This window comes from Pontibacterium sinense, assembly GCF_015209595.1.
Lineage (GTDB): Bacteria > Pseudomonadota > Gammaproteobacteria > Pseudomonadales > Balneatricaceae > Pontibacterium > Pontibacterium sinense.
On the sequence record NZ_JADEYS010000011.1, the window covers coordinates 122,791 to 145,047 of the forward strand.

The 22,257-nt window shown below is 49.5% G+C and carries 23 protein-coding genes and 1 pseudogene; 8 read left to right on the top strand and 16 right to left on the bottom strand.

Features of this window, described 5'->3' with window-relative positions:
* The first annotated feature begins 46 nt into the window (after positions 1-46).
* A complete protein-coding gene (locus tag IOQ59_RS12220) occupies positions 47-415 on the top strand; it encodes a YacL family protein (RefSeq protein WP_193953660.1) in 369 nt (122 codons plus the stop codon).
* A 43-nt stretch (positions 416-458) separates the two neighbouring features.
* On the opposite strand, the gene IOQ59_RS12225 is transcribed toward IOQ59_RS12220, so the two are convergent.
* Positions 459-947 (bottom strand): Lrp/AsnC family transcriptional regulator, encoded by a 489-nt coding sequence (locus IOQ59_RS12225; RefSeq protein ID WP_193953661.1) that lies wholly within the window; start codon positions 945-947, stop codon positions 459-461.
* A gap of 122 nt (positions 948-1,069) precedes the next feature.
* On the opposite strand from IOQ59_RS12225, the gene IOQ59_RS12230 reads away from it, so the two are divergent.
* Positions 1,070-1,690, top strand: coding sequence for a LysE family translocator (locus tag IOQ59_RS12230; protein ID WP_193953662.1), 621 nt, complete (start codon positions 1,070-1,072; stop codon positions 1,688-1,690).
* A gap of 21 nt (positions 1,691-1,711) precedes the next feature.
* On the opposite strand, the gene IOQ59_RS12235 is transcribed toward IOQ59_RS12230, so the two are convergent.
* Entirely contained in the window at positions 1,712-2,284 is a 573-nt protein-coding gene (locus IOQ59_RS12235; protein ID WP_443094388.1) for a DUF1285 domain-containing protein, read from the bottom strand.
* A 240-nt stretch (positions 2,285-2,524) separates the two neighbouring features.
* Between IOQ59_RS12235 and IOQ59_RS12240 the strand changes: the two genes are divergently transcribed.
* Entirely contained in the window at positions 2,525-3,478 is a 954-nt protein-coding gene (locus tag IOQ59_RS12240; protein WP_193953663.1) for a hypothetical protein, read from the top strand.
* Between the two features lie 74 nt (positions 3,479-3,552).
* On the opposite strand, the gene IOQ59_RS12245 is transcribed toward IOQ59_RS12240, so the two are convergent.
* From IOQ59_RS12245 to IOQ59_RS12255, 4 genes are all read right to left on the bottom strand, one after another.
* Positions 3,553-4,287 (bottom strand): aspartyl protease family protein, encoded by a 735-nt coding sequence (locus tag IOQ59_RS12245; protein ID WP_193953664.1) that lies wholly within the window; start codon positions 4,285-4,287, stop codon positions 3,553-3,555.
* A gap of 246 nt (positions 4,288-4,533) precedes the next feature.
* Complete coding sequence (locus IOQ59_RS21375) at positions 4,534-4,662, bottom strand: hypothetical protein (RefSeq protein WP_255512546.1); 129 nt, start codon at positions 4,660-4,662, stop codon at positions 4,534-4,536.
* Between the two features lie 3 nt (positions 4,663-4,665).
* The gene (locus tag IOQ59_RS12250) at positions 4,666-5,040 is read right to left on the bottom strand and encodes a translation initiation factor Sui1 (protein ID WP_193953665.1); all 375 of its coding nucleotides are present in this window, start codon (positions 5,038-5,040) and stop codon (positions 4,666-4,668) included.
* A gap of 34 nt (positions 5,041-5,074) precedes the next feature.
* Positions 5,075-6,394, bottom strand: a complete 1,320-nt coding sequence (locus IOQ59_RS12255; protein ID WP_193953666.1) for a deoxyguanosinetriphosphate triphosphohydrolase — start codon at positions 6,392-6,394, stop codon at positions 5,075-5,077.
* A gap of 278 nt (positions 6,395-6,672) precedes the next feature.
* Between IOQ59_RS12255 and IOQ59_RS12260 the strand changes: the two genes are divergently transcribed.
* The 3 genes and pseudogenes from IOQ59_RS12260 (at position 6,673) to IOQ59_RS12265 (ending at position 10,008) form a co-directional block, all read left to right on the top strand.
* Positions 6,673-7,344: a hypothetical protein gene (locus IOQ59_RS12260; RefSeq protein WP_193953667.1), complete on the top strand. Its 672-nt coding sequence runs from the start codon at positions 6,673-6,675 to the stop codon at positions 7,342-7,344.
* A 126-nt stretch (positions 7,345-7,470) separates the two neighbouring features.
* A pseudogene (locus tag IOQ59_RS21455) lies at positions 7,471-7,581 on the top strand (GDCCVxC domain-containing (seleno)protein); the annotation flags it as partial.
* Positions 7,582-7,602: 21 nt separating this feature from the next.
* Entirely contained in the window at positions 7,603-10,008 is a 2,406-nt protein-coding gene (locus IOQ59_RS12265) for a thioredoxin domain-containing protein (RefSeq protein WP_193953668.1), read from the top strand.
* Positions 10,009-10,021: 13 nt separating this feature from the next.
* Here the strand turns inward: IOQ59_RS12265 and IOQ59_RS12270 are convergent, their stop codons facing one another.
* Complete coding sequence (locus IOQ59_RS12270) at positions 10,022-11,710, bottom strand: methyl-accepting chemotaxis protein (protein ID WP_193953669.1); 1,689 nt, start codon at positions 11,708-11,710, stop codon at positions 10,022-10,024.
* Between the two features lie 70 nt (positions 11,711-11,780).
* Positions 11,781-12,167, bottom strand: a complete 387-nt coding sequence (locus tag IOQ59_RS12275) for a VOC family protein (RefSeq protein WP_193953670.1) — start codon at positions 12,165-12,167, stop codon at positions 11,781-11,783.
* 215 nt (positions 12,168-12,382) lie between these two features.
* Between IOQ59_RS12275 and IOQ59_RS12280 the strand changes: the two genes are divergently transcribed.
* Complete coding sequence (locus IOQ59_RS12280; RefSeq protein WP_193953671.1) at positions 12,383-12,982, top strand: peptidylprolyl isomerase; 600 nt, start codon at positions 12,383-12,385, stop codon at positions 12,980-12,982.
* A 28-nt stretch (positions 12,983-13,010) separates the two neighbouring features.
* Here IOQ59_RS12280 and IOQ59_RS12285 read toward each other — a convergent pair whose 3' ends face one another.
* Genes IOQ59_RS12285 through IOQ59_RS12305 form a run of 5 tightly spaced genes read right to left on the bottom strand, consistent with a single transcriptional unit; the run spans position 13,011 to position 16,594 of the window.
* The gene (locus IOQ59_RS12285; RefSeq protein WP_193953672.1) at positions 13,011-13,478 is read right to left on the bottom strand and encodes a YiiD C-terminal domain-containing protein; all 468 of its coding nucleotides are present in this window, start codon (positions 13,476-13,478) and stop codon (positions 13,011-13,013) included.
* Positions 13,475-14,035: an NAD(P)H nitroreductase gene (locus tag IOQ59_RS12290; RefSeq protein WP_193953673.1), complete on the bottom strand. Its 561-nt coding sequence runs from the start codon at positions 14,033-14,035 to the stop codon at positions 13,475-13,477. Before IOQ59_RS12290 ends, IOQ59_RS12285 begins: the two co-directional genes overlap by 4 nt.
* A gap of 32 nt (positions 14,036-14,067) precedes the next feature.
* Complete coding sequence (queF, locus tag IOQ59_RS12295) at positions 14,068-14,892, bottom strand: NADPH-dependent 7-cyano-7-deazaguanine reductase QueF (protein WP_193953674.1); 825 nt, start codon at positions 14,890-14,892, stop codon at positions 14,068-14,070.
* The gene (locus tag IOQ59_RS12300) at positions 14,892-15,665 is read right to left on the bottom strand and encodes an ABC transporter permease (protein WP_193953675.1); all 774 of its coding nucleotides are present in this window, start codon (positions 15,663-15,665) and stop codon (positions 14,892-14,894) included. Before IOQ59_RS12300 ends, queF begins: the two co-directional genes overlap by 1 nt.
* Positions 15,662-16,594, bottom strand: coding sequence for an ABC transporter ATP-binding protein (locus tag IOQ59_RS12305; protein WP_193953676.1), 933 nt, complete (start codon positions 16,592-16,594; stop codon positions 15,662-15,664). The genes IOQ59_RS12300 and IOQ59_RS12305 overlap by 4 nt, the downstream gene beginning before the upstream one ends.
* A gap of 299 nt (positions 16,595-16,893) precedes the next feature.
* On the opposite strand from IOQ59_RS12305, the gene IOQ59_RS12310 reads away from it, so the two are divergent.
* Entirely contained in the window at positions 16,894-17,289 is a 396-nt protein-coding gene (locus tag IOQ59_RS12310) for a PA2817 family protein (RefSeq protein ID WP_193953677.1), read from the top strand.
* A gap of 195 nt (positions 17,290-17,484) precedes the next feature.
* Here the strand turns inward: IOQ59_RS12310 and IOQ59_RS12315 are convergent, their stop codons facing one another.
* Genes IOQ59_RS12315 through IOQ59_RS12325 form a run of 3 tightly spaced genes read right to left on the bottom strand, consistent with a single transcriptional unit; the run spans position 17,485 to position 21,990 of the window.
* Positions 17,485-20,361, bottom strand: a complete 2,877-nt coding sequence (locus tag IOQ59_RS12315; RefSeq protein WP_193953678.1) for a bifunctional diguanylate cyclase/phosphodiesterase — start codon at positions 20,359-20,361, stop codon at positions 17,485-17,487.
* A gap of 5 nt (positions 20,362-20,366) precedes the next feature.
* Positions 20,367-21,602: a TonB-dependent receptor gene (locus IOQ59_RS12320; RefSeq protein WP_193953679.1), complete on the bottom strand. Its 1,236-nt coding sequence runs from the start codon at positions 21,600-21,602 to the stop codon at positions 20,367-20,369.
* The gene (locus IOQ59_RS12325; protein ID WP_193953680.1) at positions 21,568-21,990 is read right to left on the bottom strand and encodes a hypothetical protein; all 423 of its coding nucleotides are present in this window, start codon (positions 21,988-21,990) and stop codon (positions 21,568-21,570) included. Before IOQ59_RS12325 ends, IOQ59_RS12320 begins: the two co-directional genes overlap by 35 nt.
* Positions 21,991-22,257 lie beyond the last annotated feature (267 nt).

Below are 22,257 nucleotides of genomic sequence, written 5' to 3' on the forward strand. Positions count from 1 at the left end.
GTGTGCGCCCTTTTCCTTCAAGCCTAAAAGACGAGACACCCGCACCATGGAATATGAATTCAGTCAGGATTTCACCGGCCCGGAAGCCCGCTTTTCAATGGGCCATGAAGCACTGGGTTACTGGCTGACGCAGGAAGTGGGTGACCGTGCGGACAAAATCGCATCACTGTTTAAGGCGCTGAATGATCTCACACAAGGCACCGCATGGGACTTCGTGCTGGACGGTTTTGAATATGACCTGCTGCTCAGCCGCAACGATGCCACAGTGAAAGCCCACAGCCTGAACGCCGGAGATGAAGCCGATCTGGAAGAGGATATGGATTTTTACGATGCAGAATCCTCCGCCCGCTGTGGTTTAGAGGACTTCGCTTCACTGCTGAAAGATTGGGCTGAGTTTGTTGGGTATGCGGGTTAAGCGTGTATAAAAGCTAAGCGGTGCTTCTCTGGATCTGTACCGATCAACCCAATGGCAGGCTTGGGTTATCTTTGATTTCATTCACTGAAATGTGTGACTGAACCGACGTCACGCCCGGAATCCGCCGAAGAAAAGTAATGCGCTCAGAAAACTCATCCACATCACGGGCAACCAACTGCAGCAGGTAATCAACGTCACCGGTGATGCAATGACACATCTGCACCCAGTCCAGTTCACGCATAAGCTGCTCAAACTGATTGGTTAACTCAATATCGTGGCTGGCGAACGAGACTTGAGTAAAAACAACAACACCAAATCCCAGCTTTCTGCGATTCAATACCGTTCTGTATTCCTCGATATACCCTTCATCCTCCAGCTTTTTCCAGCGCCGCCAACAGGGTGTTTCACTCAAACTAACCTGATCTGATAACGCGCTATTGCTGATACGGCCATCTGATTGCAGTTTTCTGAGTATCTCTAAGTCTTTGCTATCGACAGCCCATAGAGTGGAATCTTTCTTATTTCTAGCCATAACAGAACCATTCTTCTATTTAATCAATACTACTGAGTGTATTTAGCAACGTTATTTCTAGCCGTCAATATAGAATATTTAGGAAAGTAATCACATGACCAGACGTTAGCGGGGATAAGTGAATGGATTTATTTGAGGGTTTACTGACACTGACGGCCATACACTTTATTGCTACCGCATCACCCGGGCCTGAATTCGTACTGATCTCAAAAGAAGCCCTGCAGAATGGAAGACGCGCTGGGTTTATATGCCTCGTTGGCACTATGACCGGCCTGTTGATCCACATCTTGTACTCAGCATTTGGCTTAGCTGCAATCATCTCCAGATCACCTGAAGCGATGCTGGCTATCCAGATGATGGGAGGCAGCTACCTTGTGTATCTCGGACTCATGGGATTAAAGGCAAAGCCCTCAGATCAATCCGATCAGACAGCCGGGGAATATAAGCACCGTTCAGACTGGCAGCTGTTCAGAAGTGGCTTTATATGCGACCTGTTAAATCCCAAAGCCCCGATCTATTACGTAGCGCTCTTCACTTTTGTGCTGTCACCAGATGTTCCCGCCTCCCATATGGCTGCGTATGGCATCTGGATTATGCTGATTCACGGCAGCTGGTTTTCTGTCATGGTGGTGCTGTTATCCAATCCCGTGGTCAACACGAAATTCAGACGTATGGGACACTGGATTGACCGCATTTTAGGTGGGGCCATGATCGCGATGGGCGTCAAAATCATCACGACCTGATCCAGTTCACCGCATTGTGACTTAAGATTCAGCCAATGAGCCTAAGCTAAACACCTTGCCCTGACTCTCGATCACCAGATGCTGCTCACCGTCGATCTCACGCTCATCCGCCAGCTCCACCAGTTCATAAAAGACATTACGAGCGATCAGTCCTTCCATGCCAAACCTGACCGCAATGTACGGTGATGGCTCACCGGTCTGGTCACAGTGCTCCACCCGGATCGGATAGGTTTCACCGGCAACAACCACATCATCGGTTTTACTGGTAAACACCAGCTCCGGCCCCTGCTCGCCTTCGCGTTGTTCCACGCTGACAAACAGAAAAGGGACGTCATCAACGTCGATACCGACTTTCTCAACCGGGGTTTTAAGGAAATACTGGCCGTCTTCCATCCAGAGAACACGAGAGAAAAGCTTCACCATGGCCGGACGACCGATCGGCGTACCGCCATAAAACCAAGTGCCATCACGGGCAATACGCATCTCGATATCACCACAGAATTCGGGATTCCATTTCTCCAGCGGAGGCAACTGGTCACCCTGCTCCTGAATGTTCTTACTGGCGGCGGTCAGATCAAAGCCCTTCTTGGTCACGCGTTTACTCCTACAAAACAGTGCTGCAGTTCTACTTTTTGGCTGTACTTCTTACCGTGGTCGATCACGTATAGTCTACTGCGTTTGATGACTTCCCACTGTAGTGATTCTATTTCACTCAAGCCACATTAAATTCACTCAACTTTATTATCAAAACTTTCATCTTATAACCTAATCACATGAAAATGATTAATTGTTAGAATAGTCCGTACTTAAAAAAGACAAAGTAGCAGCATAAAAATGAAACAGGATCTAAGAGCTAAGTTTGCAGACCCAAGTCGTGGTGTTTACCTGATCGGTACATGCCCTCCTAAGGATGGCACGTCTCCGGAGCAGGCAAACGAGATCGCGACTAAGTTGCTGGCCCGTCTGGGTCAGATCGACTATGACGGCCTGATTGTGTATGACATTCAGGATGAGAGCAGCCGTACCGATGTACCGCGCCCGTTCCCGTTTATGCGCACCTTAGATCCACGAATGTATTCTAAGCTGGTACGTGAAATCGCTGAACACCCAGTCATCACCTACAAAAGTGTGTCTCAGAGAGATCGTGACGATTTCAACAACTGGCTGGATGACGCCTGGAATGACTATGGCGTTCGCGACATGGTGATGGTGGGTAGTCCATCCAACGATGGCGAAATCAAACTGTCCCTGAACGATGCCTATGATGCAGTGGGTGATCATCCGCTGGATTATCAGCTGGGCGGTGTGACCATCGCGGAGCGTCACGCTAAGAAAGGTGATGAACACCTGCGCCTGCTGGATAAGTCCAACAAGGGTTGTGAGTTCTTCGTCTCTCAGGCGGTATACAACTCTCAGGCCACCATCGACATGCTGACCAGCTATGCCCGTGAGTGTCGCATCCGTGGTGAACAGCCAAAACGGATCATCCTGACATTCACCCCGTGTGGCGGCGCTAAGACATTGGAATTTATGGAGTGGCTGGGTATCTCCGTACCGGAAGGCACCCGCTGGCGTATTCTGGATTCTGCGAATCCATTGATGGAGTCGATCCGTACCTGTCGTAGTAATCTGGAACAGATTCTTGATGCGGTTATCGACCTGGGCCTACCGCTGGGCCTGAACATCGAATCCCTGACTAACCGTAAAGATGAGATCGATGCGTCGATTCGTCTCTACAAACTGCTGAAAGCCACGCTGGATCTGCGTCTGGCTGAACAGCAGCTCTGATTTCAGCACCTCCTTCAGCTGAATACTTCGGGCTCCCCTGCACAGGCATGGGAGCCTTTTTCCCACCCAGATTCTCAATTGCGTTTAATCTGCTCCCGTAACTGCTCCATCTGCGCTTCAATCTCTGAAATGCGTGCCTTAATCAGCCTGTAGTTATTCGGCTCCCAAATGATCAGCCGACGATTATGATCAATTTCATACTGCGCTTTGAGCAGAAAATCATTCCCCAGCAATCCTGCCGCACCGCCTGCACCGCTGGGATTATCCAGCACTAGGGTGCGAACACCTTTCGTTTCGTAGGGCCCTATCACCACACGGTCCACCTTAAGCATCTCTGTTGGCACAAATCGGCCATCCGCCACCTGTGCAACCCCGGCACGTTTATACCGAGCCCGCAGTGGCTTAAGTGCGTGCTTATAGAGCACTGTGGCCGACGCACCAGTATCCATCACTAGGTTCAACTTCACCGATCGGCCGCTGTAGACCAGCTTGACCGGTGCTACAACAAGGTTATTTCTGATCATAACCGGCATTTCCAGCTGTTCTAACTGTTCCGATAAACGCTGGCGATATGAAGACAGGTCATCACGACTTTCACGGTAGAGGCTTTGCAGTTGGAGCTCAGACTCTTCGACGTCAGAACGTTCAGGTTCCTCGCGGATATCCAACTGATCACGATATTGCTGCGGAACACGACTGAGATTGTCGACATAGACCTTATGTCCATCTTCGGTCTCATAGTGATAGATACGGGCAACCACGGTAGGTGAAAGGAGTGCGAGAATTAACAGCGTGACAAAGATACGCATAATGTCATGTCCTTTTAGCGTTCTATCCCTAGAGCGCTAATGGGAGGTGATAAAAGAAACTATCCTGCTTATAGAGCAAGGAGGCACTAAAACAGCTTGTCAGATGAAACCGGAAGCATGCCGTTGCTCTTTACGTGGGTTCATCCTTTTTCTTCCTGATAGTACTGACTCTAAGCCCTATCGACGGAAAGTAAAAGGCACCCTGCAGGGTGCCTTCTGAAAACACTCGATAAATCAACGTATTGATTAGCCGAGAAAATTGTTCAAGCCATTCAGCACAAACACCGCTACAACCGCCAGAAAAACCAGACCAAAGCGCATCATCATACAAAAGCGGCAGATCTTCTTGGGCTTTTTCTGCGTCTTACTACTCACAGCTTAACCGCCTGCCAACTTAACTTTGAAACCTTCTTTCTCAAGCACCGTCTTCAGCTTGTCCCGATGATCACCCTGTATCTCGATCACACCGTCTTTCAGCGCACCACCCGTACCACAGACTTTCTTTAGCTTTTTACTCAGTGATTTCAATTCATCCGCTGTCAGTGGTACACCGGTAATCGTCGTCACACCCTTGCCTTTGCGTCCTGAGGTTTCACGACGAATACGTACGATGCCATCTAATCCTTCTATCCGCTGCTGATCAGCCAGCGAATCACAGATACAGGCATCCTGCGGTTTGCTGCATTCAGGACACATCGCCCCGTGTTCAGTGGAATAAACCAGCCCCTGCAGCTGATCGCGTAATGAGGACATCAGACACTCCCGGTGAAATACTGTATTGAACTGATCAGGCCAGACCACCAATTTGTCGGGCCAGATAGGATGCGTAATTGTCGGTCATTCCGCCAATGAAATCGAGTGCTCGCATGTATGAATGATAAAGCGGTTTATCATGGGCTGGCGCATGAATGCCCATCAGACTAAGAATTTTCTCTGTTTCATAGCTGAGGTTTTTACCCTTATTCTGATGATTGTCGTAAACCGCATGACAGAATGCATCGAGCAAAGCCCCCAATGTCCGGTACGCCCCCACTTCCAGTTCCGTCTTTCGGGTGTCCGGGAACACGCGTTCACGCGCCAGTGTCTTCGCCTTATGGATACCGCTACAAACGCCGGGGTCACCATCAGACACCAGCTCACCTTTATATTCGCCTGCCATGATTTTCGGGTAATGCTGGATAAAAGCGTCGACGGAAGAATCGATCATGTTTTCCATCGCCATACCGCGCAGGGCCGAAATCTTACGTCGTGCTGATGCTTCGGTATTGAAGATTTCCGCATCAAAGGCCAGATCACCGCACATCTCCAGCAAGATGGGTTTGATCTGTTCAAAGCTGAGAATATTCAGCTCGATTGCATCCTCCAGATCAAGAATGGCATAGCAAATATCGTCGGCGGCCTCCATCAGATAGGCCAGAGGATGTCGACACCAGAGGTTGTCATCCAGCTTGACCAGCCCCAGCTCTTTCGCCAGCTTGTTGAGGATCTCCAGCTCCATTTGGAAACTACTGAATTTTCCCCGTTTACAGGCATTTTCCACGCCCCACGGATATTTTAACAAGGTGCCAAGTGTTGGGAAGGTAAGGCGCAGGCCGCCATCAAACAGGTGATTTTCGATGCGCGTCACGACCCGAAATCCTTGAGCGTTGCCCTCAAAGGTTTGCAGATCCAGTCGCTCCCGCTCACTCAGTGAAGCCAGCAAAAACTGGTTGCTGTCACGCCTGAACCAGTCACGAATCGCATATTCACCGGCATGGCCAAACGGTGGATTTCCAATATCATGTGCCAGACACGCAGCCTGCACAATGACGCCAATGTCATGGGGGGTGATCCAGTCGGGCAAATCATTATGTAGCAGCTCACCAACCCGAATACCCAAACTACGCCCGACACTGCCCACTTCAATCGAATGAGTTAATCGGGTGTGTATATGATCGTTAGACGCGAGCGGATGAACCTGGGTTTTACGCCCCAAACGGCGGAACGCACTGGAAAAAACGATGCGGTCATGATCTTTGTGGAAATGGCTGCGGCCTAATTCCTGCGCAGAAAGCGCTTGGTGGCCGTACCGCTGTGAAGTGAGTAAACGATCCCACTGCATGGACATCCTGATTCTCCTTTCCGTCACTGCTACCAGCTTAATGCCAGCTGCCGGTGGTGCCATTCCTGTATTAACACGCCATTATTGCCTGCATGCATGACAGTCCGTGGGCTACGGCAATATGTCCATTCTTTCGCCCTAAGTAACACATTGCAAGTCACCATAGCCCGTCTATGCTTTCAACTATAGACAGAGACAGCAGTACGGTGTGCCATTTACATCGGGAGATCTGAAATCCGCCAGAACGGAATCATGGTCGGCCAACTCAAATAAGGGGCCTGATTATGGATCATCACTCTTCTCATAACGCTTCAGATACCAGCCCTGAAGCCAACTTGATTGCACTTTATCCAATGGTGCACGAACTGGTTGGGGATGCCTACTTTCACTTGCTCGCTGAGCATTACCTCACTCACTACGCAGCTATCACACCACCCAAGCTTTTTGGAGACCGCTTCGGTCAGCTCCTGCTCAGGCACTATATGTCACACCCCGAGCTAGACAAACTGGCCGTCTTGCCGGAACTGGCGAGGCTTGAATGGTTGATGCATGACTCCGAGGGTTCAGACGACGAATACGTACTGGATACGGCACAACTCGATACTGTATCGCCAGAGGAGCAACCACAAATCTGCTTTCACGCCTGTCCCAGCATCCGTCTGATGTACAGTCGATGGCCGCTATTCAGCATCTGGATGGCCCATCAACAGGGTAAGATGGAGCATCTGAGTGATGAAGGTGGCGAAGAATGGCTATGTATCCACCAGCAGCATGAGCATGGCAAACACCCTGTTGTTGTTGAAACCTTGTCTGAACCTATGGCGCAGCTGCTCGGCGCGATTCTCAAAGGTTACACGATGGGCCAGCTGAGCCAGATGAATCTGGATCTACGCCATTATCTGCCGTTGCTAGTGCGTAAACAGTGGTTGGATTACTTCACGCTGAAAAAATCCTGACGTGTATTGATGACTGCACCCGTTGTCGACACTCTGACCGAAATCTGTTGTCCAACTTGTGGCTACAAGCAGCATGAAGAGATGCCAATGAATGCCTGCATCTGGTTTTGGTAATGCCCAGGCTGCCAGACATTGATCCGCCCCAAAGCCGGGGATTGCTGTATTTACTGCTCTTATGCAACGATGCCCTGTCCTCCGGTTCAATTGAACGGAAAATGCTGCAACCGCCATCCGTAATAACTCGTGTCAGGAGCCCTCATGGCTATAAACGGACTTTCACGCCACAGCAAGCACCGCTATGCCCCACGGATACAGACGATGGTGCTTGTGCTGATCTTCACCCTGAGTGTTACAACGATGGCGTCTGCAGACAGTGAGGTTTCCCCCATGAACACGTATGCCCTGCCAATTGAACAGGGGTTACAGTATCAGTTGCTACAGGCTCTGCGGGATAAAGGGGACAGCTATCAGCCCCGAACACATCATCTGACCAAAGATCAGCAACCGGTGTTTACCAACCGATTGATTCTGGAATCCTCCCCCTACCTTCTGCAACACGCCCATAATCCGGTGAATTGGTATGCGTGGGGAGAAGAGGCACTCAAGCGGGCTAAAACAGAGAACAAACCTATCTTCATCTCGGTTGGTTACTCTACCTGTCACTGGTGTCACGTTATGGAGCGGGAAAGCTTTGAAAATCTGGCGATCGCCCAGTTTCTCAATCAACACTTCATCAGCATTAAAGTCGACCGAGAACAGCGACCCGACCTTGATGATATTTTTATGACCGCAGCACAACTGATCAGCGGACATGGTGGCTGGCCCCTGAACGCCTTTCTAATCCCCGATGGTAAACCTTTTTTTGCGGCCACCTACTTTCCGCCTGAGCAATTTCAAAGGCTGATCAGTGAAGTATCTCAGGCATGGCAATCAGATAAGAGCAAAATCGTTAATCAGGCCGAACGTATCCATACCACCATCGAAGCCACAATGGCTCCGCGCAAAGGTGAAGGACTACCCACCCAGATCAGTGTGCAAAAAGCACTGGATCACTTTTTGAATCAATACGATGAGTTCAACGGTGGGTTTTCAGATGCGCCAAAATTCCCTCAGGAAACGGTCCTGCTACTGATTCTCGAACAAGCCCAACAGCAACGGGACGAGAGCCTGCTTGGTACTGTTATCCATACCCTCGATGCGATGCAACAAGGCGGTATCTATGATCAGGTTGGGGGCGGCTTTCACCGCTATGCCACCGACCCTGAATGGTTAACGCCTCATTTTGAAAAAATGCTCTACAACCAGGCGCTTCTCTCGGAGGTCTATCTGCGGGCGTGGCAACTGACCAACAACCCTTTGCACAGACGGACACTGGAACACACACTGGAGTATGTACTGAGAGAAATGCATGCAGACAACGGTGGGTTTTACTCAGCGACCGATGCCGATAGCGAAGGGGAAGAGGGACGTTTCTTTATCTGGTCGGTATCAGAGTTTAATCAGGCACTGGATACCGATGACCGCGCCCTGGCTCAACACCTGTTTGGTATCAGTGCCGCCGGTAATTTTGAAGGAGAAAACATCTTACACCTGGAGACCTCATTACCCGAGTTCGCAGACGCACACAAACTCCCCTACAACGACCTTCTCACTCGGGTAGACCAATTTCGAGAGCAACTCTATCAGGTACGAAAACAGCGCGAGCACCCGTCGCTGGATGACAAAATCATTACTTCATGGAATGCCATGATGTTGCGATCACTGGCGTTAGCGGGCTATCAGCTGCGTAATCCTCGTTATCTCGCCGCTGCGTGGCAAAGCGGAGAATATCTCTGGCAGCACCATCGGGATTCTCAGGGCGTCATCTGGCGAGATTTGCGAGACGGCCAACCCGGTGTCACCGGCACACAGGAAGATTACGCTGCCCTTGGCCGTGCGATGCTCGCCCTCTATGACACCAGCCTTGACCCGATCTGGCTGACCCGCGGTCAACAGATTACTGATCAAATGATTGAGCGCTTTTGGGACAATGATCAAGGCGGCTTCTTTCTTAGCGCCGCCGATGCACTGACCCCGCTCAGAGGGCGGTCACTGGATGATGGGGCAACCCCATCGGCAACCGCCCTGGGATATGCTCTGCTGAAAGAGCTGAACCAACGTACCGGGGACAGCCGGTATCAGGATCGTGCGAACCAGCTGCTACAACATATTAGTAGCCGTATTGAACAATACCCTGCGAGCTTTAGTTATCTGCTCAGCCAATACAGTCAGCAGCTTAACAGTGAGCTGAGTACCATCCAGTATGCAGCCAACGGAGCTTTGCGTGCAGAACTTATCGCCAAAGAAGATGGTTTTGTATTAAAGGTTCGATTGCGCGATGGCTGGCATATCAACGCAGAAATTCCGGGCGACAAGCGTTTAATTGGCGCGCAAGTATCCGGTACTGGTATTGATCAGATCCGCTACCCGGACAGCACGGCCCTCAGTGTCCAGTTCAGTCAGAATGCGATAGGGGTATATTCAGGAGAGTTTGAGATAGGTGGACGACAAACCACTCAGGAGGGTTTACTGCCGCCCCGCCTGATGTTCCAGCTGCAGGCCTGTAGCGACCGGATCTGCTTACCACCTGAACGTTTGGTGATGCAGATACCGGCCACACATTAAACAGCAGATCAGATCAGATACGGAACTGCTGAACCAGCCCAAGCAATCGTTGCTCGATAGAGCTGAGTTCACGACTGGTCACCGCAAGCTGATCTGCGTCACCATTCGATTTCTCTGCGATATCGGCAATGTGATGAATGCTACGGCTCACTTCATCCGCAACGCCAGTTTGCTGATCCGCAGCTGATGCAATATGGGTATTCATCTCGCTGATCGTACCAACCGACGTCGTAATCGATGCCAGTGATTCGCTGGCACTTTGCGCGCGACGGATGGTTTCCCCGGTGCTATCACGGCTGGTTGTCATTACGCTAACCGCCTGACGCGCACCCACCTGCAATTTTTCGATCATCGTCTGGATCTCTTCCGTACTCTGCTGAGTACGGTTGGCTAAGGAGCGAACTTCATCCGCAACAACCGAGAAACCACGCCCCTGCTCACCGGCACGGGCCGCTTCAATGGCCGCATTCAGTGCCAATAGGTTCGTCTGATCAGCAATATCTTTGATCACATTGACCACCGTACCAATCTGATCCGCATCACTGTGTAGTTGCTCAATCACATCAGCCGAGGTATTCACGCCATCAGCCAGATCACCAATAGACTCAATGGTCGATGACACGATGCTCAGACCTTCATTAGCGGCACCATCCGCTTCTGTCGCCGAGCTGGCAGCCTGACCCGCGCTTTGTGCGACCTGCTGAACCGCAGTCGCCATCTGATGAATCGCTGCCGCAACTTGCTCAGTTTCACCCCGCTGATCACTGACACCACGCTGTGTACTGGCAACCACCGCAGACATCCGGGTAGACGCCGTAGACAGCTCATCAACCGCCTGTTTAACATCCCCCACCAGCGTATGAATCTTATCGAGAAATCCGTTAAATCCCTCAGCCAGACGGCCAACTTCTCCCTGTGCATTCACATCTAACCGCTGTGTCAGATCTCCATCGCCTTTGCTCATATCCTGCAACGCATCACACACCTGGTTCAGAGGGCGGGTAAGACTCGTCGCAAAGATCGATGCCACAAAACCAAACAACACGACCATCACACCACCGATACCCACAATAAACAGCAATGTAGTTTGAATCTCTTCATCCACCTGCTGCTCCATCATGACTAAACGGTCTTCAATGTCATCGATGTAGAAGCCGGTCCCCAGCATCCAGTTCCATTTTGGCAAACCGACAGCATAAGACAGCTTATCCACCGCCATCTTTTTAGAGGGTTTTTCCCAGATATACGAAACGAAGCCACCACCCTGTTTCGCAACCTGAATCAGATCAGAGATGATCGCAACACCGTTTTTATCTTTCAGATGAATGAGGTTTTTACCCTCTAACGATGTTTTGGCACGCATCGCTAATGCGGTGCCATCATAGCCATACACGAAGACATAACCGTCCTTGTTTTCTCCGTAGGCCAGACTGCGCAATATAGACAACGCTTTTTGCTGTGCAGCTGCATCATCTGCACCCGCCTGATTATAGATTTCCTCAACCGAGCTAACGGCAAGATCCATATACTCTTTCAACGCAGCTTGTTTACTCTCCAGCATTTGCGTGCGGGTTTGCTCAATTTCCCGCATACCCAAATCCTGAAGCTGCATTCGCGTGACCAACATCACCACAACGATAATCACCAACAACGGCGCCAACGTTAATAAGAGAATCTTGTTTCTTAAGGTTAACTTACCCATGCTTGCACTCCGACTACATCAGGTCCTGTAGTCCATTTTTAATAATAGTTATAGGTGGTACATTCTTTTCTCATGCCGATAGCTCTTCCTTCAGTTCTACGATGTTGCCATCGGGATCTGAAATGTAGAGTGAGCGTCCCATCCCTTGTGCTCCATACCGCAATTCAATCTCCCCTTCAGCATACGCATGAAGGTATTTTTTGATACGAGCTGGATCAAAGGGTGTGATTCTCAGGCAAAAATGGTCCATATTCTGCGAACGCAGATCTGGGCTGTCAGATGGAAGAAGGTCGATCAGTGAGCTTCCGGCACGGAGCTGCACCAATCCAATGGCGGGAACACGACGCTCTTCGGAACAGCCTAAAATCTCCGAGTAGAAATGCAACGCGCTGTCCATGTCTTGCACACGCAGTACTACATGATCGAGTGCAACAAACTCAAAAGGAACTTGTGGCATAAGGTCATCCCCTCTTTTATGCCATTCTCTGCACTACAAACTATGATGGTTAACGGCATACCTTGCCGAATCTTTACGACCAAAAAAGTACAGTTCAATAACCACTGGGAATATCAGCGGCGAGCAGCTAACCTAAATGCCTTGCGAACATACTGATGGCGTTGGCTAACTCAAATCAGCTTAGATCATAATTTGTCATAATTCAGGAGATACTGATGACCACCCGCACTCTTTACAGCCTCTGCTGCGCGCTTCTGCTTACTTTTTCCGGTTTGTTACAGGCCGCCCCAACGCTGGTTACACTGGAAACCAATCAGGGAATAATCGAGTTGGAGCTGGATGGAGACAAAGCCCCTAAAACAGTCGCCAATTTCCTGAGTTACGTCGATGAAGGCTTTTATAACGGTACCGTTTTTCACCGCGTCATCGCAGGCTTTATGATTCAGGGTGGCGGGTTCACCGAAGCGATGAACAAGAAGACAACTAAAGCGGCGATTGAAAACGAGTCCAGCAATGGTCTGAAAAACCTGCCAGGTACGATTGCCATGGCTCGCACCCAACATCCAAACAGTGCCACTGCACAGTTTTTTATCAATACCGTGAACAACACCTTTTTGAATCCAGGCGCACGCGGGCCGGGTTATGCAGTATTCGGCAAAGTCGTCAACGGAATGGATATTGTGATGAAGATCAGTCGGCTACCGACCATGTCCAAAGGAATGTACCGTGACGTACCTAAATCACCGGTCATCATTGTAAAAGCTTACCGAACCGAACAGAAAGCCGATACCGGACACAAAAAAGCCGCTTACTAGCGGCTTTTTGCTATCAATAGAGTTACAACTATCCCCGTCGTTTCTCTAGCGCGGTATAACTCCCGGAAAGACGCATCGCAACCTGATCCCCCTGACAAATCTCAATCACAAGATCCATACGGGCACGACCTTTCTCTTTCATACGCGCATCAAAACCCGTAACGGTTTCTTCATCCGGCAACGCCGTACGTGCAACAAAATCATCCGTGACCGGCAATAGGTATTCCAGATGACTGTCCCGAATCACAACATCATCATCGCGCCCCATTTCACGCAGATGCAGCGTCACCAAACTCCAACCGCAGAGGGTCGCAACCGTCGCAAGTGATCCCCCAAAGCCAGTCCCTTTGTCATTGACGTTGGGTTCCAGTTCCGCCCCCATTTCGAGGCTTTGACCATCGTAGTTCAGTGGCTTAAAACCCATATGATTAATCAGCGGAATCTGACCTTTCAGCCAACTCAGAAATTCGTCAGCGGTTTGCTGGTATTGACTCATGATACCTCCCAGCGTGTTACATAAGATTCCACGTCTACCTGTGGAGCCTGACGCACTACTTTGGGGGTTCCCAAATACAAAAAACCCACAATCTCTTCGTTATCAGCCAATCCAAGCTCGTCCATCACTGTCGGATGGTACGCCATCGCTCCCGTGCGCCACATCGCGCCGACGCCTTGCGCATGCGCGGCATACAGCATGGCGTGGGTAGCACAGCCCACCGTAATCAGCTGTTCACTAACTGGCACTTTAGGGTGTTCTGTCTTATGAGCAACGACCACCACAACAACAGGCGCACGCAGTGGCGCATTCCGCAGTTTCTTCTGCTTAGCCTCACTCAGCTCAGCATCATCTTGCAGCGAAGCTTTTAGATAGATATCCCCAAGCGCCGCACGCTGATCACCTTCTACGACCATAAAACGCCATGGTCTCAGGGCGGCATGATCCGGCGCACGCATGGCCGCTTTGAACATATTATCCATCTGTGAAGCCGTCGGAGCAGGCTCCAGCAGTAAAGGACAGGAAACGCGGTTGTGCAGTAATTCGAGAGCATCCATGGGGCGATAAAACTCCACTGTAAAGTTTTTTATTATTGTCGGCTTAGACGCAGGTTATCAATATCATCCAGATCCGTGCTACGGAACGGATTGATATCCAGACCGCCACGACGAACATAGCGAGCGTATACGCTGAGGCTTTCTGGCTGACACTGCTGCCAGATATCCATAAAAATATTCTCAACACATTGCTCGTGAAAATCACCGTGCTCACGATAGGAGATCAGGTACTTCAGCAAACCTTCCCGATCAATCTCCAGGCCTTTGTAACTGATACCGATAGTCGCCCAGTCCGGCTGACCGGTGACTGGACAGTTGGATTTCAGCAGGTGACTATAAAGAACCTCTTCCACCACCTCATGGTCGCTACTCAGCAACTCTGCATTCGGACTGTAGCTATCGATTTCTACATCCTGATTGTCCAGACAGAAGCCGGTGAACTGGCCAAAGGCAGGCGCTTTATCCGGGTGATACAGAATCACCTGCACCTGCCCTTCTGCTGCCTGACTCAGATCCTTCTCCATCCGCGCAACCACTTCAGCTTCAGTTTCAAAGCGGCTCAGATTGAAAGAGTTCAGATACAGCTTGAATGATTTGGACTCGACGATATTTTTGGAATCAGCTGGAATACGGAACTCAGCCAGACGTACATTAGGCTTACCTTTCGTATTCAGCCAGGAGACTTCATAGGCGTTCCAGATATCCACGCCTTTGAACGGCAGTTCGGCGCGCTCGATATGACGTTCTTTCCACTTCAGGTCACGCTGGATCGGAAACAGCAACGACGCATCATAGCTATTCACATACTGGGTATCCTGACCCAGCGGAGAACTGTTCAGTAACTCATCTTGTTTCATTAACTTCTAATACCTTTTCCGCTTTTCAGCAGGTGTAGTGATACGCTAAACAGTACCACGATAAACAGTAAAATCATGCCGTAGGCAAACAGGATGTTGATATCACTAACCCCCAGAATACCGTATCTGAAGGTATTCACCATGTAGAGGATCGGGTTCAACATCGAAACGCCCTGCCAGAAATCCGGTAACAGCGAGATGGAATAGAACACCCCACCGAGATAGGTCAGTGGTGTCAGGATAAACGTAGGAACAATGGAAATATCATCAAACGAGTTGGCAAACACCGCGTTGATAAATCCACCCAGAGCAAACAGCACCGCCGTCAGGAATACAATACTCACTGTTATACCGATATTATGAATCTGCAAATCGGTGAAAAACAACGACAGCATTGTGACAATAAAGCCCACCGCCAGACCACGCGAAACCCCGCCCAACACGTAACCACTCAGGATGACCCAATAGGGTATCGGGGATACCAACAGCTCTTCAATGTTACGTTGAAACTTGGTGCTGTAAAACGAGGACACCACGTTACCGTAGGAGTTGGTGATCACTGACATCATGATCAGTCCGGGAACAATATACTCCATGTAGTTAAAGCCCCCCATTTCACCAATACGAGAACCAATCAGGTTACCGAAGATGATGAAGTACAGGGTCATAGTGATCGCTGGCGGCAGCAACGTTTGCCCCCATATACGGGTAAAACGTCGGATCTCTTTGGTAACGATCGTACTGAAAGCGACAAACAGTTCTCTAGAGGTCATGCTTTTTCCTGCGCCAGATTTTTATCAACTAAAGAGACAAACAACTCTTCCAGCCGGTTCGCTTTGTTTCGCATGCTGGAAACCTGTATACCTTGTGTTTCCAGCGCCTGGAAGATGGCATTCAGCCCCTGCTCGCGTTCCACCTCCACCTCCAGCGTGTGGTCGTCCAGTAATTCGCAGGTATAACCGTTGAGTCGCGGCTTGCTTTGCAGTGGTGGATTCACATCCAAGATGAAGGTTTCGGTATTCAGCTGCAGAAGCAGCTCTCGCATACTGGTGTCTTGCACAATCGTTCCGTGGTCGATAATAGCGATGTTACGACACAGACTTTCAGCTTCTTCCAGGTAATGCGTGGTGAGGATAATAGTTGTCCCAGCAGCATTAATTTCCTGCAGAAACTCCCACATCGAACGGCGTAACTCAATATCAACCCCCGCAGTCGGCTCATCGAGAATCAGCAAGCGAGGATTATGGATCAGCGCACGCGCAATCATCAGACGGCGTTTCATGCCACCTGAAAGCATACGAGCACGTTCATTACGTTTTTCCCATAAACCCAGCTTGCGCAGATAGAATTCTGCTCGTTCCCGTGCTTCGTTGAGTGGAATACCGTAGTAACCTGCCTGAGTGACGATAATATCGATCACCTTCTCAAACATGTTGAAGTTGAACTCCTGCGGCACCACACCCAGACATTTCTTTGCCTTAGACAGTTCACGCTCCATGTCATGGCCAAACACGGAGACAGAACCTTCGGTTTTATTCACCAATGAGGAAACGATTCCCAGTGTGGTGGATTTGCCGGCTCCATTAGGGCCGAGCAGAGCAAAGAAATCACCCTCTTCAACCTGCAATGAGATCCCTTTCAACGCTTCAAAGCCGTTGTCATATACTTTACGCAGATTGTTTATAGATAACGCTGTGGTCATTGATACTTCCCGATTGGCTGGTGTCAGCATAGTGTGGGCGGTTAGCGGACGATTCAACGGCTGCAACACTCTATTGCAGTATCCGACTCAGTCTCTACTCTCGCTGTCAGCCCACGACCAGCGGCAGGCGCATATTATAGCGCCCCAGCCGCAATTTGAGGAAAAACCCGTACCAAAAACTCTCACTTGAACGAGAATTTCAGGACTTCAACAATATCCCGGCCCATATCGCAACAACGGCTATAGCTGCCAGCGTCCACTGGTTATAAAATGGGACTGATCGACAGACGGAGAAACGCATGACCCCCTATCAGATTCACCACCTGAATTTTCTGAAAATTGCCTATAACAACTTCATCAAGAGCGATCCGTTTACACGAGAAGAACTCACCAAAGATGATGCAGAGTTCATCGCAAACCTGAAGCAACTGATCGAAGATTTTGAATCCGGTGCCGGTGAAGTACGTGAACATGGGCAAGACCTGCTGGACCGTGCCTTTCGCATGTATCCGGATCTGGTCCACCTGATAGCCCGCGATTTGTTGTGGTACTTTGGCGGAAGCTGCCTGCACAACATGCCAGACGATGAGATCGAAAAATTTCAGCGTCTTGACGAGATGAGTTTTGAAGCGGAAGAAAACGGCGAGGAGTTTGATTACCTTAAAGCACGTTCAAGTGTCTTTGAATTAAACTAAGCCCAATGATCATTTAGATATAACATCGCCAGCAGGTCTTGGCTGGCGATTGTATTCATTATGCGAAGAACAGTATTCCAAGCAGAAGCAGAAGCAGAAGCAGCTCAAAATATTACGACGAACCTATCAAAAGTATCAGCCGCTTACACGGCTAAACACATTTGGGCACACCCTAGCCTGCAAGCCTGACGGCGTTTAAGCAATCACTTCACCCTGCTGGCGCGCCAACGCAAACGTGAGCAACTCTTTTGGCGGCAGCGGCTTGCTATAGTAATACCCCTGAATCAAAGAGCATTCGTGATCTTGCAGGAATTCAAGTTGCGGTTTGGTTTCAACCCCTTCTGCCAGCACCTGAATGCCCAAGCTATGACACAACACGATAATCGCACGAACAATCGACTCATCGTCTTTATCTGTACCAATATCACGGATAAAGCTCTGGTCAATTTTAAGCGTATCAACCGGCAGCTTTTTCAGATAACTCAGTGATGAGAACCCCGTCCCAAAGTCATCCATTGAAATGGATATCCCTTTTTCTCGAAGCTTAAACAGTTTAGGTACCAGCAGCTCCGGCTGCTTGATCAAAAAGTTCTCGGTCACCTCAAGATCAAGATAGTGCGGGTCCAAGCCGCTATCTTCCAATGCGCTATCAACTGTATTGAGCAAGTGCTCATGCATCATCTGCTGGCCTGCCAGGTTGACCCCAACACGCACATCACTAAGTCCCTGAGACTGCCAGTGCTTCATCTGAGAGCATGCCTGACGCAATACCCACTCACCGATCTCAACAATCAAACCCTGCTCTTCTGCCAACGGGATAAATCGCGCCGGTGAAATCATACCCGCCACAGGATGCTGCCAGCGCAGCAATGCTTCAACACCCACCAACTTGCCCGATACACTGTCCACCTGAGGCTGATAGTGCAAATGCAGCTCATCCCGATCCAATGCTTTATGCAAGTCATTAACCAGAGAAAAACGTTCATCACGCTGTGTGCCTAAGACCTGGTTAAAGACACAACAACAGTTTTTGCCACCATCTTTTGCATGGAACAACGCCACATCAGCATTCTTAGTCAGGGTCGCAAAGTCATCCCCATGATCGGGATAAGTACTGATACCAACACTAAGCGTGGTGTAGATCTCGAAACCATCAATATAGAACGGTTCACGAAATGCCTGCAAAATTGGCTGTGCATAGGACTCAACCTGATTAACATCGGGCAGATCCGTTTTGACGATGACAAATTCATCACTTCCCATACGAGAAAGCATATCGTGCTCACCCGTCAGGTTATTAAGACGCTTCGCCGCTTGATTCAACAATTCATCGCCGACCCCATGCCCCATGGCATCATTTACATCTTTAAAGCCATCGATATCACAAAACAGTACGGCAATCGGTCGCTGCTTTCTGCTGGCCGCACGAATACTGTCTTCCAGCTGATTTTTAAAGAGCAGACGATTAGGTAAGGAGGTTAAGACATCATGGTTCGCTAGCCAGTAGAGCTGGCGTTCTGCAAACTTGCGTTCAGTGATATCAATACCCACCGTCAGCATCGCGGGGGCATCGTCAGATACGCTGTTCAAGCGAGAGTGCATCCAGGCAATATCACGTCGCTCTGAGTAGCGATCCATAATTTGTGTTTCGCCCTGAGCCTGCGCACTATAGCCATTTTCAATACGTTCTAACTGCTGCTGATGTTCACGCCAACTTTGCTCAGTGTGACCCAGCTCGCTAAATTTTACCTCACCAAACTGATCCTCTCCGATGCCCAGTAGATTCTGACCACAACTATTGAGGGTCATAACAAAACCCTGTTCATCCTGAGTCAGAATAATCGCCTGCGCCGTGTTCAGCAGGTTGTTCACAAAATCACGCTCGCGCTCAAGCGCATCAGAGCGATCCTGTAACTTCTGTGTCCGCTCCAGAATTGAAACCTCAAGACACTCCAGCTGCGTGGTCAAACCCAGCGTACTATCCCTGAGCACATCCAATTCATCCAGATAGCGGCCGTTACGTCTTGGAGCCTCCTGCAATTCATCCTTCACTTCGTCATAGGAGCTTTCCGCAAGTTTCGGTAACAGTCTGGCAATACGCGATAGGTAATTCATCGGCCCACGTAAAACCGATAGTTGCAGTACCGCAGCCACCAGCAAACCCGCTGCCGCTAAAGCTAGGCTGGAGAAAAACTTGCGATACATCGCGTGTTTGTCCTGGGTCAAATCTTCTACCAACACCCAAAACGCCACATCGTTTGCGATCCCTTCAGGGACTTTTAAGACCACTTCATAGGTACGAGCGTTGTAATCAACCTGATATACCCCACCACGGGATGAATAGGGGTACTGCGCAACCAACGCTTGCAACACCTGAATATTTAGGCCTTTTTGCGTCAGGTACTTAAAGCTCAACCCCCATTCAGGCAATTCACTGCTGGCGGGAGGCATACGGAATGCCAAACCAATATCACGGCCACGCTGACGGTTAAATGAAAGCACTACGTCAATCAATGTACGACCAACAACCATGACCCCCATATTGTCGCCACGGAACTGAATCGGCAGAGCAACATAACGTAAACAATCAATTGAGCAATACAGATTGCGGACAGGTTTTTCAGTGGCAATCACCGTCTCAATAACAGACTTAGGCAAAGCGATCGTCATACCACGCCCTTCAACCAAGCGCGCTTGACCATCGTAGAGATAGATCGAATCAAGAGAACCGTTCAGAGAAAAACGGTCGAAGTTCAAATTGATAGTCTGACTGAGTGCGACTAAAGGATCGCCGTCACCCGCATACTGGTCTATCGCCATCAGCGACAGAATTTCGCCCAGCTCCAGTAGCCGCTGGTAGGAAGAAGAGACTAAACCTTCCAGAACAGCCAAGTCACGGTCATTCAACCGGTCCCGCTCCATCTGAAACTGCTGCTCTTGCTGGGAAAACGCAATAAAAGAGTAGCTACAGTGGACTACAAAAAGCACCAGCACCAACATCATGAAGGTTTTCCAGCGTAAACTGATGAACCTTTTGGTCTGTTCCGGTTTGGTATTTATCGGGTTGCTCATTCCATTCAGAACCTATAAGTCGCCTGCAAGGCATAGAGATTCCAATCCCTTTGGAGCATATTCTGATCAGGATTATCTTGTTCAGGTAACCACCCAGTACCCCGCACATGGTGCCATTCAGCACGCAATAGCCACTGACTGGAAGGCTGCCAGCCGATGCCAAAAATCAAATCTTTGGCATATTGCGTATGTGCTGGTTTCCCCAAACGAGCTTCCGCCTCAGTTCCATCCCTATCATCTATATCAAGATATAACTCTTCATAACGTATCATCAGGCTCCAGCGAGGATTTACCCTATACTCTGCCTGCAAATAGCCTGATTCAAACCGGTTTTCCGGGTCAGTCGCAAATATACCGTTCAACGTTCCCCAATTTACTTTCTGTCTAGAAAACTCAGCAGTCAGGCTCCAATGTTCCAGATTGTATTGCAACGACAAAAGATAAGCGTCGATATCGATATGGCCATCGCGGGGGGCAATCATCTGAGTTAACAGCGGCAATGTCGCCAAACTTGGCTCATCTGCATTGAACTCCAGATTAAAGCGTCCCATGGTCAAGCCAAGGCGCCAACGCTGATCGTTAGTATTATAGACTGTTCGCCACATAAAGCCTTTGCCGTCATCTAAGGCTCCGGGCCAGTCTTGACTCAGATACGCATACTCTACAGAAGTTTCGGTATTGGGCTTGCCCAACAGCAGATCCACGTCTACCCAACCATCCGTAAAGTTACGGGTGCCATACAAAGAAATACCATCTGACGACAACTGCAGGTCCCGGGCATTATCGAAATACACTGCTTGAGCCAATAAAATACCCGGCCGGGTAAACGCGACATCACGGGTTTCATTATAAAACCCGAACGGGTTCTTAATTCGTCCAATGCGGATACCACTTCTGCCACGCGTGCCTTCATCAAAACGGTAGTCCAAAAGCGCATAATCAATGCGTGGACTTCCATCTTGCACTTTACCTGCACGACGAGACATCAACTGGCCGGCAAAGAACAGATCCCCCCGAGCCTGCCAGGCGGTATTTAGCGCCAGTTCGCGGAAATCTGCACTGCCGTCTTCACTCTGACCAAACACATTATTGTGGTCCGAGTGGAAATACCCTTGGGTCACAAATCCATTGATTTCCCATTCTTCAGGCGCACCGGATGCTGATACCGTGTATGGCATCAATCCAATTCCTGCAACCGCGAGGTACTTAGTAAATTTCGAGCTGTTTAACACCTTGCTCATCCTCCAAATCCTTTGAGGTATAACCCACCGCTCCTTTTACAATGCGTAAGCGTTCCAGCATTTCCTGCTCAGTCTGAACAACATGCGGGGAGTGGCCTGAACCGGAAAATACGGCTCGGTCCCAAATATTGCGTAGCTGATACGGATATATATGCAGAGAGGATTTTACGAATTGAATATGGTGGGGATGATCATCCGGCAACACAAAAACCTGAACCGGCGTACCATCCGGCCAGCGCTGAGTACGCATCGCAAATACAGACAACATAAACTGCCTGCTGACGGACATCTCAGTAATGCCAGAATTAACTACAACGCCTTCTGCCTGAGCACAAAGGCTTGTAAGTAACCCGAGCGTTATTAAGACAATGGCACGGAAAATTTTCATGACCAGATCACTTCCGCTGTGTTAGCCGACACATCCATCCTGATGGTTAGTACGAAAAGTACAACGGTCGTATTACAAAAAACCACATATGGATAACTATTAATGAAGTAGTTTAATGCAGATTCGGGAAAATGACTGCTTTGAGTTCAACAATTTGGAAAATAAAGTGGGGGATAAAGTCTTAGAAAGGAATGGCGTCCCATAGGGGGTTCGAACCCCTGTTACCGCCGTGAAAGGGCGGTGTCCTAGGCCACTAGACGAATGGGA

Bases quoted from the DNA above. Each gene is read 5' to 3' on its own strand.
- IOQ59_RS12225 (WP_193953661.1), bottom strand. From the start codon at position 947: ATGGCTAGAAATAAGAAAGATTCCACTCTATGGGCTGTCGATAGCAAA.
- IOQ59_RS12310 (WP_193953677.1), top strand. From the start codon at position 16,894: ATGACCCCCTATCAGATTCACCACCTGAATTTTCTGAAAATTGCCTAT.
- IOQ59_RS12320 (WP_193953679.1), bottom strand. From the start codon at position 21,602: ATGAGCAAGGTGTTAAACAGCTCGAAATTTACTAAGTACCTCGCGGTT.
- IOQ59_RS12250 (WP_193953665.1), bottom strand. From the start codon at position 5,040: ATGTCCTCATTACGCGATCAGCTGCAGGGGCTGGTTTATTCCACTGAA.
- IOQ59_RS12265 (WP_193953668.1), top strand. From the start codon at position 7,603: ATGGCTATAAACGGACTTTCACGCCACAGCAAGCACCGCTATGCCCCA.
- IOQ59_RS12240 (WP_193953663.1), top strand. From the start codon at position 2,525: ATGAAACAGGATCTAAGAGCTAAGTTTGCAGACCCAAGTCGTGGTGTT.
- IOQ59_RS12260 (WP_193953667.1), top strand. From the start codon at position 6,673: ATGGATCATCACTCTTCTCATAACGCTTCAGATACCAGCCCTGAAGCC.
- IOQ59_RS12315 (WP_193953678.1), bottom strand. From the start codon at position 20,361: ATGAGCAACCCGATAAATACCAAACCGGAACAGACCAAAAGGTTCATC.
- IOQ59_RS12285 (WP_193953672.1), bottom strand. From the start codon at position 13,478: ATGAGTCAATACCAGCAAACCGCTGACGAATTTCTGAGTTGGCTGAAA.
- queF (WP_193953674.1), bottom strand. From the start codon at position 14,892: ATGAAACAAGATGAGTTACTGAACAGTTCTCCGCTGGGTCAGGATACC.
- IOQ59_RS12255 (WP_193953666.1), bottom strand. From the start codon at position 6,394: ATGTCCATGCAGTGGGATCGTTTACTCACTTCACAGCGGTACGGCCAC.
- IOQ59_RS12305 (WP_193953676.1), bottom strand. From the start codon at position 16,594: ATGACCACAGCGTTATCTATAAACAATCTGCGTAAAGTATATGACAAC.
- IOQ59_RS12220 (WP_193953660.1), top strand. From the start codon at position 47: ATGGAATATGAATTCAGTCAGGATTTCACCGGCCCGGAAGCCCGCTTT.
- IOQ59_RS12290 (WP_193953673.1), bottom strand. From the start codon at position 14,035: ATGGATGCTCTCGAATTACTGCACAACCGCGTTTCCTGTCCTTTACTG.
- IOQ59_RS12270 (WP_193953669.1), bottom strand. From the start codon at position 11,710: ATGGGTAAGTTAACCTTAAGAAACAAGATTCTCTTATTAACGTTGGCG.
- IOQ59_RS12245 (WP_193953664.1), bottom strand. From the start codon at position 4,287: ATGCGTATCTTTGTCACGCTGTTAATTCTCGCACTCCTTTCACCTACC.
- IOQ59_RS12275 (WP_193953670.1), bottom strand. From the start codon at position 12,167: ATGCCACAAGTTCCTTTTGAGTTTGTTGCACTCGATCATGTAGTACTG.
- IOQ59_RS12230 (WP_193953662.1), top strand. From the start codon at position 1,070: ATGGATTTATTTGAGGGTTTACTGACACTGACGGCCATACACTTTATT.
- IOQ59_RS12280 (WP_193953671.1), top strand. From the start codon at position 12,383: ATGACCACCCGCACTCTTTACAGCCTCTGCTGCGCGCTTCTGCTTACT.
- IOQ59_RS12300 (WP_193953675.1), bottom strand. From the start codon at position 15,665: ATGACCTCTAGAGAACTGTTTGTCGCTTTCAGTACGATCGTTACCAAA.
- IOQ59_RS12325 (WP_193953680.1), bottom strand. From the start codon at position 21,990: ATGAAAATTTTCCGTGCCATTGTCTTAATAACGCTCGGGTTACTTACA.